Below are 12,916 nucleotides of genomic sequence, written 5' to 3'. Positions count from 1 at the left end.
CGTTCCTGTCGATAGCTGAAGCCGGACGCGAACACCTTAGAGGCACGGCCGGCAAATAGGCACGGGCCTTAGACGTCCGCCGACGACCAGATCAGCGTTACACGGGTGGCGGTGCCACAGAGCGTAGTGGCCGTAGCGGTGGTAACGGTCGCCATGTCGATCGTCGCCGTAGCGCCGACCCCGACCGAGCGGGGGATGCTCTTCTTCACACCAGTCACGAGCTTGCGGCACTCAGCGTTGGGAATGTTCGACGAGGCGATCGTCACGGTCCCGCCGCTGTCGATCGTCGTGAGCGTGTAGTTCCCGCCATAGGTATTCTTCAGGACGCCACCAGTGATCGTGACGTTTGAAGGGATAGTGTTCTGATCCTGCAGCGCCTGTACCAGGTTTGCAGAAGCCGGGTAGCCCTGAGACGAGCGGATATCACGCAGGGAAGCGAAAAGGTTTTGGATATTGGTCGATTCCTCCAGTGCCGAACCTTTGGTGATCGCCGTATTGCTCAGGCTACCGGCCAGGGCGTAGATGATCACCGCGATGGAGATAACAACCATCAGTTCGATCAGGGTGAAGCCACCCTGGGCAGCGTGCGCGCTTGTCTTCAGATGGCCACGGATCTTCGATTTCATTGCATTCCTCTCTAAGTAATGTTCCCGCGCTGGCCGCGGCACTAAATTATATCTTTTGCGTTAGTCTTATGCGCCGCATTAGATGAGATCAGCCCAAAGTTCCCATCGAGCTCTGGATCAACCCGAAGATCCCGAACACCATCACCAGCAGCAAGCCGCCGGCAAACAAGATGCCGATCGCCAGCAGATAGCGGCCAATCACTCGTACGGTTTCCAGTGATCGCTTCATCCATGATGAGGCGAACAGCGCCATGCTTTCCTCGAAACCGTCGACATCGGAAACCGCCCGAAGGATGTGGACAGCGCGAGGATCCGGGAACTCATACCCGGCTGCATGCATGGCCTCCCCTAATGTCTTCCCTTGATTGATCCCGTGCAAGATGGCCCGAACTCGGGTCCGCAGCCATGGCCCCCCCTCCTCCGAGAGGAGTAGCAACGCTTCACTCATCTGGATACCGGCTTTCAGCATCACCGACATGTTCACGAGAAATCCAGAGCCATGCAGCGCACGATAGAAGGACCATGGCGGGATCCTGTCTAGGTAGACTCGGATCTCCGCCTTGCTCAAGTTTGGAATCGACCAGGCGATTACCCCCAAAATCACAGGGAGGAGGAACACCAACGCCCAGTAGTTGTTCACCATGCTCGCTACCTGGTTGAGGAGCCGCGCAGCGCCATCCCAGCGGTCAGGTGGCGTAAGCTTGGACAACTTTGGCACCACTACGGTCGATATCATGTAGAGCATCCCGAAGGCCGAGCCGATTACGACCACTGGATATCCCATCGCGCTGAGAATGGTCCCAACCATCTCGCCTTTTGCCGCCAACATGTCGGCCACCACAGCGAGCTGGTCCTCGAGGTTGCCGGCCTCCTCGCCGGCCTTGACCAGCGCTACTTCTTGAGGCGAGCCCCATCTCTCCAGTGCCTCGCCTAGTGACTTGCCCTCCCGGATCGAGTGCATGATGTCTGCCAGCATCAAAGCTGCCGGCCTGCTGGGGCGACGGCCTTCGCTTGACTCGATGACGTAGAGTCGGTCCAAGGCCGTTAGGATCTGTAGGCCCATCTTCAGCATCAGGGACATCTGGTTGTAAAAGTCGATCCGCGCATCCACGCCAATCGCCTGCCGAGCTCTCCAGTGCTGCAGCTGTTCCCACAGTTCCACTGCCTTCTCAAACACTTCTGCTCCTTACGCGGCGCGCAGCCGGCTACCTGAGTTTGATGTACCGCCAGCGACACCAATCATGCGCAGATCGGTATCGAGCGGCGACACGTCGGCCTCCCCGTCTCGGGGATCGACATCGCCAGCGTTGATCCGCCTAATCATGGCTTGGCATTTGGTAACTCCGCCCAGCTCGGTTACCCAGTACTTTCGAGCCGCGATCTTGCCTCGATCCCGATAAATGTCCATAAATTCGCCGTTGGGTACGACAGTCTCTCCGACCATCACCCGGCCCACTGCACCGACGCGGCATTCGATACACCCCCTGCCGCGAAGACGGATGTTGGTCGGATCGCAATAACGCTCGATGCGCTCGATCAGATCCGCCGGCAACTCATGCTTGTGCTCCGCGTACGGCTTGGAGCAGGCCTTGCACAGCTTCTTGGTCAAGGACTGATTCACAAACCCCGTGGTGAGCATCGGATCAAGGATCATGCTCGAGTCAACACCGAGATCGACCAGGCGCTGTGGCACGGATGTGGCGTCGTTTGTATGCAAGGTCGTCCAGACCACGTGTCCAGTCATGGCCGCGCGGTATGCGGCGATTGCCGAGGATTTGTCCCGGATTTCGCCAATCATTAGGACATCCGGGTCCTTTCGCAGAAGATCGGAGATCCCAGTCGACCAGGCCTGGGAGATTTGCTGCTCGGTTGCCCCTTCTGCATTCAGCGGCGTGGCCAGCATGCCCGGGACGCTGTACTCAGGGGGATCCTCAATCGAGATCGCCCGAATGCCGGTAGGGCGACCACGACCACCCGCGGCTGGCGATCCAGCCATCCGCTGGCGGCCCTCCTCCAGCGTCTCTCCCATGATCACGGACAGCGTGAGCGACTTACCCGAACCGGTTGGCCCGGTCACAACGTTGATCCCATAACGAGACCTGCGCATCGTCTTCAGATCCTCTATCTGTTCTGGGAGGAAACCGAGTGATGCGATCGAGCTCGCCGCCCGATGCTTGCTGTACAAGAGCCGGATCACCATCATGATGCCCTTGTCGGTCGGCCTCGTGCTTACACGGGCACCGTAGATGCCCATCTGCTTGACATAGGCAGAGCTCAGCCTTGCGTCCTGACTGCGGGTAGTCTTAAAGGTCTCGTCGGCAACATCGCACATGGACTGGTAGATAGAGGACATCAGATCCCTGACGTGCTGCGCCGACAACTGGTAGAACTCGTACAAGTCGCCGTCCAGCCGAAACTCAATCGTTCCGACCTCGTCCCCAACAACCAAGTGGATATCGGAGGCATCCTCGGCAACGGCCTGTTTCACGTAGCCGATCACCTCGGTTTGCCGGTCCGACGCTTGGACCTCGTGTGCGCCCACCTTGCCCGTTTCGCCATCGCCAGAAAGCTCGCTGTAAAGAAGCTCCAGCTCGTGGTACCCAACCTCCCGTGTGCGGATCGAATCGCCCCCTCGCGCGCGCACCAGCTGCAGATAGCTCTTGACGTGTGGGTTAAGTTTCTGGCCGGTCAGGACATGCAGCACGCTGTCACTGGTGAGACACAGCAGCTTACGCGCCGCGTCATTGGCCGGATACAGTCCGCGCGCGGCGGACCATGCAACAAGCCCCCGCCTTCGCGCGTTCGCGATCGCATCGCGCACTCGGTCTGTCGCTTTATCCATCGTGCGCCTCTATTGCGCTTTGATTTGCGAGATGGGTGGCTGGCCTACCGTGACCGGAATCATCGCCGGCGGCGACAGCTGCGCGTTCTGGAAGCCCGGTTGGGTCACTGCCTGGGTTTGCGGCGCCGCCGCTCCGGCCTGGCTGGCGCTGCGCTCAGAGGCATACTTCAGTCGAACAGTCTTCTTCCCGCATCGAACCGGAACGCCCCGCTCTGCCGAGTCGGATACGGACTCTACCCGGCAACCGCTTCCACGCAGCCGCTCGCCGGCGCCAAGCTCCGCTTCTTGTCCGTCGGGGTACGTTACCACTGCGAACAACTTGCCCGATTCGCCACTGATGCGGGCTACGACTGGCATCCCAGTGTCCTTCCGCGTGGCCTCGGCGGCTGCCGCCGCTGCCTTAGCGCGGGCCGAAGAGCCTTGAAGCGCCTCGAGCTCCTGCTGCTTCTTTGCCAGCGTTAGCTGCGCCTCCACCACCATCGCCTGCTGGTGAAGGCTAGACCAGACGGCAAGCGATCGCTTCTGCGCGACAACGTCCGCGGGATCGTCTTGCGCCGCGGCCGCTGGCAGAGCAAGGACTGCACCGACTACTAGGGCAATTGCAGACCGAAGACTACTTTTTTGCATATACCACTCCATTGATCGTCCATTGCAGGCCAACTTGCTTTCCGGCCCCAAGCGCATCACCAGCGCCGGCCGAGAGTTTGACTTCCGAGATCACCAAACCGGGACCGAGGAGCGGTCCCATGACCTGGTCAATCGGAAACGGACTGGAAACCGAGAACGTGTACTCGTTCCACCAAAGATCCGGCACCTGCGCCTGAGCTTCGCCAATTAGCTTCACCAGGCTTGGCGGGGGTGGCTCTTTTGGCGGCGGCTGCTTCTTGGTGAGCTCGGGTACCTTCATCACATTCAGGCGCTGGAAGCGGGAGTTCCATTCCAGTTCAGCCTGCTCTGACGTTGTGAGGTGTACTTCCCCTCGCGGCAACATGGGAGCTTCGGCACCAACTGGTCCGATCGCCGTTCCGACCTCCGGTGTGACGCTCACGGACGGGAAGTGCGCCCGGGCAGCTGCCAGGAAGCTGTCCTCGCTGGCACCAGGGGTGCGGTCGTAGCTGACGGTCATGCGCGTGCCATCGCATGTCACGCTATTGAAGCGCCAACCTTCAATGACGGCGGGAATTCGGTCGTCATCTACAGTCGCATCCATACACCGGCTGAGCACCGTCGTGGCGGCCGGTTCATGTGGCCACTGCGGGATCGGGGCCTTGCGTTTGACCTGCTCGATGGCCGCCTTTCGTTCCCTCTCGAGGTTCTCAGCGTCGCGCGCAGCGGTGATTGCCGCCTGCGTCGCCTCTTCCTTCTCGCGGGCAACGTTAAGATAATGCTGAATGAGTGTGCCAGCGAGGGCAACCGCCGCGACGCCGCCGTACAGGATGACCTCGCGCCGTCCAAAATCCGGGCCGGTCGATCGAATCGGATATACGCGCGCACGGCCCGAGCGGGCCCGCTTCAAGGCGTCATGGCTCAACACCGCGTCCAGGCTGAGGCTCTCAGCTGAGGCGAAGAAACTCCGAGGCGCATAGATCTTGGCCCAAGGCAGCCCCACGATCTCGTCGAACCGCGCCCGGACGCTCGCCTCGCTTCCGGCCATGTCAGCCTCAGGAATGATCGCCCCATTGTGCACGCCGGCCATCACGAACATGCGCTCAGTGACCTCGAATACGCCGAGCCAGGACGTGCCAAGCTGATCCGCAAGCGTCGGCACCAGCGCCAGTGCTTTCCGAAACGGCCGCGTACCCGGCGCGGTCACAACGTAGCCTATCTGCGTCATCGAGCCTTCTCGCACGACGAACTGTCGGAGGCCATATTGCTTGGTGAATCCCTTAACCTCTCGCATGAAGCCCTTTGGCTTGGACGCCGACTGCCAGAGCAAACCGACAGCATAAGCCGTGCCCGCAATCACAATAACGTCCGTGGTCGGCGCCAGACTGGCCGTGCGGCCACCTCTCTTAGCTCTCGCCATGTCCGCCCTTTACTCGACGACCACGGGTGTCACCAAGAACACCATGACATCCTTCGAGGTTTTGCGGCTCTGATTTCCGCCCAGGAGCCAAAAACGCGCGTCGCCCGTGCCGCTGCGGGTGGTGTCATCCCCCATCTGCTCAAAGCCCGAGAGCACCCAGGTTTGGCCGGCTTTCAGCTTCACCTTCTGGCTGAGGATCCGGTTATCCAAATCTGGAGCTTCCATCTTGGAAGTACCGGCTTCGATGCGACGCAGATCAAGTAGCGAACTCAGGTTGACGTCGTATCGAAGTAGCAGCTCCTGACCATCGAGCAACAGTGGCAACAGGGACATGTTATAGCCGGTCGTGAAGTTGCCAGGCACGAGAGAGATCTGGTTACCCACGTTCGAGACGGCCGTACTGGAGGAGCTCGCAATGTAGGTCTGGCTGCGGCCAACCTGTAGTGGCGCAACCTGAAGGTTCAGCGTTGTCACGGACGCAGTTGTCACGGTCGACACTCGACCTTGCGTCGACAATGCATCAACCATCGCTTTGGTGCCTGCCCACGGGCTCGTGGGGCTGACGACGCCAAACGACGCCGATCCACCGCCCGTCGGCACGGAGAACGCCGACTTGAAGTTGATGCCGTATTTATTGAGCGACGAGTACACGGCGTCCCAGTTGAGCCCAACGCTGTCTTCGTCCTTCAGCGTGACGGTGAAGGCCTGAACGCTAAGCGTCACCTGACGGGTAAGGCGCTTGTTCTCCGCCTTCACGTAGGACTCTACGCGAGCAATACCGTCCGCACGGTCAGTAACCGTGACGGCCATCGTCGCCGGATTGAGATGCGCCTTACCGATGTTCGCTGTAACAAGGGCATTCAGAGTATTCTGCATCCCCTCGATCATGTCAGTCTGGAGTTCGAGTTTGGTGGACTGGCGGCTGCCTGCAGAGTCAAACTGATTCGATGCCTGCGTGCCGCTGCCGGTGGCCGAACTCCCGCTCGTCTTGCCTGACTGGACGGTCGTATTGACGTCAATCTTTCCCGGGATGATGTCCAGGTTGAATACCCGGGTGTCTACGTAGTAGATCGTGATGCCGCTATCGTCGACCTTGTAGCCGAGGCCGAGGCGAGCGGTAACAAGGTCGAGAAGCCCTCGAAGCGGCCGGTTACGCCACTGAATTCCGGTGATGACACCGCCCTGACTAACCCCGCGCGGCGCCGACATCGAACTGTTGGCCAGGCTTATCGTGTTTCCGCCACCATTGAGGTTCGGCGACGGCAACCCGCCCGCGGGTGTCCGGTTGGACGCTGTCGCCGGCGCCCCGGGCGAGCCAATGCCACTAAGCTGCTGCAACGCCTCCTGGGTAACGTTGACCGCCACGCGGCACCGCTTCGCTACGTCGTCAGCAAACTCGCTGATCGATGTGGGCGCATAGGGGCTGAAGGTCACCATGCAGTCCAGAGGGCTCTTCTCGCCCTTGCCCGCATTGCCACCAAGCGGAATCGGTGAGTCATCGACGTATAGCCCGGCCCCCTCGCGAATAGCCGAGTACGGCGACGAAGCCGGCTTCTGAGTGCGCATGCCGTTGACCAACGCCGAAGCCTGGTCGGCGACCTCCTTGCCCTTGTCCATCCCTTCGCTCACGCGCTGTAGCGCGCAACCGTTGGCCAGCAGCACGGCTGCCAGCGCGGTCGCCCCAACGCGGGCGACTCGGGCGTTGCCAGCTCGCTGGCCAATCGTGTCGTGCTTCATATTGTCTGGCCTCAGTTGCGCTTGTCCACGACTTCGAGAATCCCCTGCTCCTTATGGAGCACCACCTCGATCGGGCGCTTCACTCGCATGTACGGCGTCATGGTGCGGTCAACCGCCTCAAGGAAATCCCCACTCCACTCCATATCGGGTGCCGGATAGTCGGTCGATGCATTCCAGCGCAGCTTCCATTGGCCAGTACGGTCGACCCATTCCTTGAGCACCTGTTTGAGCGTCATCCCCTTGTCAGATTGGGAGACCCAGCGTTCGATCGGAGCAGGATTGAACGACGGCTGAGGGGCTGGTGAGCCCGCCGGCCTGGCCACTGGTAGCAACGCTGCAGGATCCTGATAGACGGGCGGCGCCAGCGGGCTGGACGAGAGCTGCCGCGCAGGCCCCAACTGTTCGGCCAGTGCCATCGGGCTCACGCGCATCGGTTCGATGCTCACGACGCTTCCCTTTACGCGCACCACCACCCCTGCGCGCTCGGCGACCGTGCGCAACGCTGCGCTACGCGCGACACCTTGGGGGATCACCACCGGCGTCTGCAGCAAACCCGACTCTCCCTCGAGCCTGATCGGACCGAGGATTGGCACCAGCTGCGCGATCAGAGAGTCCGCCAGGGGCATTGGGCCATATGGTCCTGGGTACGGGGCATACCACTCGGCCCCGGAGAAGTCGCCCTGCAAGGCATCCGGACCACGACGGGCTGCGCCAGGTACCACCATCGCGATGGAGGTCGCGGCTACAGCACCCGAAGGTGCAGCCGGTGACTGCGGTACAGCCTGCCGCTCATCAATAAAGCCAAACGCGGAGCTTGCCGCGACCGCCGTCGCGATCATTGCCCCCATACGAAGGGTGCTGCGACGCTGCATGCCATTTTTCAATTCGATTCCTCCACGGCCGCGCTTGCGGCAGTCGTCATATTTCATTTTAACAGGTAACGCCGAATTATCATCAATGGGGCCAACCGTTTTGATCGGATCTGCTCAGTACTCCTCGCCGGGGTCCTGCAGGCGGGAGAATCGGCGCACGTGCCAGATAGGTCGCGCTGAAACCCGCTCTCCTCGCAGCTTTGACCGGGCCCGGCGTATCATCCAGCTGAGCGTGTATCCCTTTCGCTGCAACCACCAGACGACGGCGGTCATGATGATGGCGAAGCCCATCGTCCACAGTCGCGCGTAGAACAGACATACCAGCATCGGGAAGCTGCAATACGCCGGGATGTTGGTGAATGGTAGCCCCATACTCTCGGCAGATCTCACCCAATCCGCGATCTTCATGCCGCCTCCAGAAGTAGCTCTCGGCTCGATGGGATCCGGTGAGTTTGCCCGTGTTCCTCCAGGAAGGCAGCTGCCTCGCGGATCGTCATATTGGTCACATCGCGGAATGCCTGAAAGTCCAGAACCCCTTCAGCGACAAGCGGAAGCGCCTGGTGGTCAAAGGAGGCTTTCCGCTGCTCGAGGAGCTCACGGGTGATCGATCCCCACCGCTCAAACGGCTGCTGCTCCAGAGCGCGTTTGACTTCGCGGTCAATCGTCAGCCAGGAGCGCACGGCAACACGCTTGCCATCGGTCGTGCGAGGAAGCTTTTGCGCGATGGCCAGCTTCAGGGTGTCGAGCAGCTTGTTTGCGGCTGCCGGCTGGGCCTCCTCAGGGAAGAAGCTCACCATGCGCGCGAAGACCTCTGCCGGGGTGTCCACGTGCAGGGTGGAGTAGACCGCGTGACCAGTCAGAGCCATCTCGAAGCAGGCGTTAATCGACTCGCGGTCACGCGACTCGCCCATGACGATGACGTCCGCTTTGCGGCGCATGGCATTTCGGCCGGCTTCCGCGAAAGATTTCAGATTGCTGCCAATCTGGACCTGTGATGGTTGCGGGGTTTGGCCGTAGCCATAGCCATAGGTGAACTCGATCGGGTCCTCGAAGGTGATGATTTTGACTGGCGCACCGGGCGTCTCAAGCCTGCGTCGGTTGGCGGATGCCAGTAGCGTCGACTTCCCGGAGCCGGTGGTACCGACAACCAGAACCAGGCCATAGCGCGGAAACAGGTTGTCCGTAATGTCCTGTGGCAGGTTGAGTTCGTCATAGGGCGGCGGCGCCTCGGGCACCACCCGCATCGTGATAGAGATCCCGCGCGCGATGCGGCCCACCCGCGACCCGGTCGCGTTCATCCGGTACCGGAGCACGCGATCAAAGTCCCCGGGCACCGCCTGGATCTCGACTTCGGCGTCGATTGGCTTGCCGTCGGCTAGTTGCGACACGCCAGAGCCGTCATACAGGAAGCTTAGCGCGCGCTCGATCTCGGTACCCTCAAGCATTCGGGTAGTCGCCTTCACCTGCTTACCATAGACCTCGACCCAGCCGTAGTCCCCGGACTGGATCAGGATATCTGAAGCAACAGATGTGGCAGCCCGCAGGAACTCGTAGAACTCGTCCCGCGTGAAGTTGACACTGAGGGGAAATGGCAAGCTAGATCCGCTCATGATCCGCTCCCTGCCCGGGGCGAGTCTTGCCACAGCGGCGCGTGGTATCCACTGCGTACGGGGACCGGCATTGGCGCAGGATCGGCGCGCGCGGGCGCCGAAGGGAGGTACACCACCCGCTGATAGGTGGGCGGTGGGGCGGCCTGCTGCTGAGCCAACTGAGGATAGCTTGGGCTGCTGTTCCAGGCCCCATGGTTCGCTGCCGGCGGCACCGGAGCGGCCATTGCCACATAGACTTGCTGACTGGCGACCGCGCTGGGCTGGCTGCCATACATCGCCGCCCCTGCCGACTGGGCTACCTGTAGCGCCTGGAGAGCCTTCATTGAGGCGAGTCGCGCCTCTTCCGCACGCTGTGCGAGCTGCGCCGCCTGCTCTGCCAGCGCCCGCATTTCGTCCACGGACGGAGCGTACTGGTGCGTGCGCGGAAGGCTTTCGATCTGAGCCACCGAGGCGGGGTTCGGCATGGCCGGCGTCATCACCTGGATCGGACTTTGGCCGGTTGGCTGTGGCTGGGGCGCCGGCATACGAGGCGGTACGGGCGCCGGCTGGGGGCTCATGGGGGACTGCGCAGCGGGCAGTTGCTGAATGAACCGCGTCAGGTCGTCTTCTGCCCGGAGAGGTTTTTGACTCGGCGGTGCGGCCGGCTCCGGTGGGCGACGCATCATCCGCTCAGTTCGCTCGGTGGCCGCACGAGTCTCAGCAGCGGGCGTGGCCATGAGGGGCACCCAGCGGTCTGGCTTCGTCACGAAGTCGCTATTGACCGTGATTCGGAACAAGGTGTCGCCTACGACAATGGTGTTCGGATCGTCCTTGTTGACGATGTCCTGTGTGCGGGCAATTTCGGGCAGGCTCACCATTCCACGTTGATACAGATCGTAGAACGTGCGCATGCCGAGGTAGACCTGCTTCAGATTCGCCAGGTTGTTATCAAAGATCTCTTGCGCCTGGCGCCGGCCGTCCTCGAAGGCCGCCTTGACCTGCTGGTCCCAGTACCTGCGCTCCTCAGCGTCCCGCGGCAGCAGCTGCTCGTTCGTCGGAAGCGCTGGCATTTCGTCGGCAGTCGGCAAACCCATCAGCAACCAGTCGCGCCAGCTCGGAGAGCCGCTCTGAAAGCGGGCCGGCTCGGAAATTTTGTAGACCGCTCCGGCAACGCGCATCGCGCTCTTTGAGACCGTCCGGGCGTTCTCGGTCTTGATGATCACCGGGGGTAGAACGCCCTGTCCCATCACCAGGTCACCAAAGCGGAAGCTGCGATCCAGATCCGCTTGGCGCCGCTCAATCACCCGTCCGATTTCCCGTGCACGCTCGATCATTCCGGTCTGCGTGCCTATGGCCTGCGCCGTCGCCCGAAGCGCCGCAGTACGCACCGGTGACAGCAAGACAAGCTGGTCGCCCTTTGTCGGGTTCAGCAGTCTCTGCAAGTTCTCCGAGCCAGGCTGGGCGTGCGCAGCCGTACTGGCCGCGACTTCCCAGGCCAGGCCGACGACCACCGCCATCAGCTTGAGTTTCATATATACCCTTCCTTGCGTAGCAGAGAGAAAGGCGGCCATCCGCCAATCATTTTTCGTATTGTAATGCTGCGACGAATTTTAAAGCAGCGGATGAAAGGGCTTACCGGTACCGGATCTCGATCAGATCGTTGCCCAAGACCACGTTAGCGCGCTGACCAAACTGCTTGTCGACATCACGCAACAGGTCCTCGAACGTCATTCCCTGGGAGTCAACAAAGACAAACAGCGGAAGCCGGGGGTTTGGGCCGGTTACCTGGAACCTCATGCCCCTCGATCGCGCCAAAACACTCAGCAGCTGCGCCGCGTCGCCCTGAAACGAGCCGGAGAGGTACTTGCCACCCAACGCGGCCGGCTGCGGCGCGGCGTCAGCTGCCACACTCCAGCCGGGCAGGTCCTTGACTTGAGAAATTGCACTATCAATCTGCGCGCTGATCGCCTTTTCTGCTTCGGTGGCGCCAGAGCTGCCGGGGGCTGCAGCGCAGCCTGCGAGGGCGGCTACTACGCCGATTGCACCGACGAGGATCAGGCTGCGTACGTGCGCAGCGTTCGCTCGAATCATCACTTTTTCCACTTCAGTTGAGAATTTCACTATGGGCAGTGGTTGTTGTTCTCGTCCCAGTTCCGGTCGCCGTCGCGCTTCCATTGGCAGTCCGCGCAGACGTCGCACGGTGGCGCCATCTTCGATCCACAACGCGGGCACGCTCCGGTGGGCGTGCACACCGGGCACACCCCTTCCAGCCTGTCAGCCGCAGGGTTGTAAATCCCAGGGTCACCGCGGCAACTCCGACAATGATTTGGCCACTTGGCCAGCCAAGCGGCGCGAGCAGCTTCAACAGCCGCCTTCCACTCGGACTCGTCGACCCGGAAGGGGCCAGGGGTAGAAAACGCCATAATCAGGGGATGGGGAGGGACTTGGTCTAGACCCTTATTCTTCGTTCATCGTAGGAACGGCTGCCATGGCAGCCTGCCCTTCTTCACCGCCGTGCTCAAGTGCAAGCAGTGCGGCCTTCAGTTCCGGCGACACCGCCACAATCCGGCTACCGGGCGCCGCGGCCGTCAGGCAACCAAGCTTCTGGCGAAACCATACCGCCAGGTCGGCCATCGCATTTCGAATGACCAGGTCGTCGGGACCTAGGTCGTACCGATCCGCCTGCGCAATCTCCATGAGGGTCTTCATTTATTGCTCTCCGAAGTTCTAGTTCGTCAGCCCATGAAGGCTGACGCCTTGGATTTCCCGCTACGCCGTGGCGGCCCGGGTTGGGTCAATTCGGCGTTCGCAGCAAACCCGCCCCGCGAAACGGGCGGATCTACTGGGGTCGGCAGCGCAGCCGCAGTCGGCAATTGCCGTTGCTCCTCCACTGGATACGCGGCGCCCGCCGGCGCATGTCGGCTCGCCGCAGCCTGCGCTGGCGGAGCTGACGCGGCAGGCGCCGCAGTCTGTCGACCCAGCACCGACCCGTCATTGCGATGCCTTAGGGGTGAGCCCTCTGCAAGCAAGCCGTCCTTGGCCACTTGGATCAAGCGGTCCCCCTCAATCGCTCGCAGCGCCATATCCGCTTTCGCGCCGAGCTTCAGAAGCCGAATCACCTCGGTACTACGGCCACCGCGGCGGCCGGCGCCGGCCTCGAGGTATGCCAGTTCGGGATGCTCTTCGAGGCTGATCGTGAAGTTGAGGCGAATGTCCGGCACGGC

The 12,916-nt window shown here is 61.6% G+C and carries 13 protein-coding genes; all 13 read right to left on the bottom strand.

The genetic code is table 11. The features are described 5' to 3' along the window. Positions 1-68: 68 nt before the first annotated feature. The gene (locus ACW4E8_RS16380; RefSeq protein ID WP_456805466.1) at positions 69-626 is read right to left on the bottom strand and encodes a type 4 pilus major pilin; all 558 of its coding nucleotides are present in this window, start codon (positions 624-626) and stop codon (positions 69-71) included. A gap of 88 nt (positions 627-714) precedes the next feature. Further along, the gene (locus ACW4E8_RS16375) at positions 715-1,803 is read right to left on the bottom strand and encodes a type II secretion system F family protein (RefSeq protein ID WP_456805465.1); all 1,089 of its coding nucleotides are present in this window, start codon (positions 1,801-1,803) and stop codon (positions 715-717) included. A gap of 9 nt (positions 1,804-1,812) precedes the next feature. Then, complete coding sequence (locus ACW4E8_RS16370; RefSeq protein ID WP_456805464.1) at positions 1,813-3,468, bottom strand: GspE/PulE family protein; 1,656 nt, start codon at positions 3,466-3,468, stop codon at positions 1,813-1,815. Positions 3,469-3,477: 9 nt separating this feature from the next. Continuing rightward, a complete protein-coding gene (pilP, locus tag ACW4E8_RS16365) occupies positions 3,478-4,095 on the bottom strand; it encodes a type IV pilus biogenesis protein PilP (protein WP_456805463.1) in 618 nt (205 codons plus the stop codon). Next, complete coding sequence (gene pilO2 / locus ACW4E8_RS16360; protein WP_456805462.1) at positions 4,082-5,434, bottom strand: type 4b pilus protein PilO2; 1,353 nt, start codon at positions 5,432-5,434, stop codon at positions 4,082-4,084. The genes pilP and pilO2 overlap by 14 nt, the downstream gene beginning before the upstream one ends. 69 nt (positions 5,435-5,503) lie before the next feature. Next, positions 5,504-7,231 carry a PilN family type IVB pilus formation outer membrane protein gene (gene pilN, locus ACW4E8_RS16355; protein ID WP_456805461.1) on the bottom strand — a complete coding sequence of 576 codons (1,728 nt, stop codon included), beginning with the start codon at positions 7,229-7,231 and terminating at the stop codon, positions 5,504-5,506. Between the two features lie 11 nt (positions 7,232-7,242). Continuing rightward, positions 7,243-8,160 (bottom strand): TcpQ domain-containing protein, encoded by a 918-nt coding sequence (locus ACW4E8_RS16350; RefSeq protein ID WP_456805460.1) that lies wholly within the window; start codon positions 8,158-8,160, stop codon positions 7,243-7,245. Positions 8,161-8,217: 57 nt separating this feature from the next. Further along, positions 8,218-8,511, bottom strand: coding sequence for an IcmT/TraK family protein (gene icmT, locus ACW4E8_RS16345; RefSeq protein ID WP_042875535.1), 294 nt, complete (start codon positions 8,509-8,511; stop codon positions 8,218-8,220). Beyond that, entirely contained in the window at positions 8,508-9,713 is a 1,206-nt protein-coding gene (locus tag ACW4E8_RS16340) for a type IV pilus twitching motility protein PilT (RefSeq protein ID WP_456805459.1), read from the bottom strand. Before ACW4E8_RS16340 ends, icmT begins: the two co-directional genes overlap by 4 nt. Next, on the bottom strand, positions 9,710-11,224 hold the full coding sequence (locus ACW4E8_RS16335; protein WP_456805458.1) for a type IV secretory system conjugative DNA transfer family protein: 1,515 nt from the start codon (positions 11,222-11,224) through the stop codon (positions 9,710-9,712). The genes ACW4E8_RS16340 and ACW4E8_RS16335 overlap by 4 nt, the downstream gene beginning before the upstream one ends. Before the next feature lie 100 nt (positions 11,225-11,324). After that, a complete protein-coding gene (locus ACW4E8_RS16330; protein WP_456805457.1) occupies positions 11,325-11,915 on the bottom strand; it encodes a DotD/TraH family lipoprotein in 591 nt (196 codons plus the stop codon). A gap of 234 nt (positions 11,916-12,149) precedes the next feature. After that, entirely contained in the window at positions 12,150-12,401 is a 252-nt protein-coding gene (locus ACW4E8_RS16325; protein WP_456805456.1) for a hypothetical protein, read from the bottom strand. Between the two features lie 26 nt (positions 12,402-12,427). Beyond that, positions 12,428-12,913, bottom strand: coding sequence for a hypothetical protein (locus ACW4E8_RS16320; RefSeq protein ID WP_456805455.1), 486 nt, complete (start codon positions 12,911-12,913; stop codon positions 12,428-12,430). Positions 12,914-12,916: the final 3 nt, after the last annotated feature.

Source organism: Cupriavidus sp. CP313, assembly GCF_054072015.1.
This window is presented reverse-complemented; position numbering and strand designations above follow the sequence as displayed.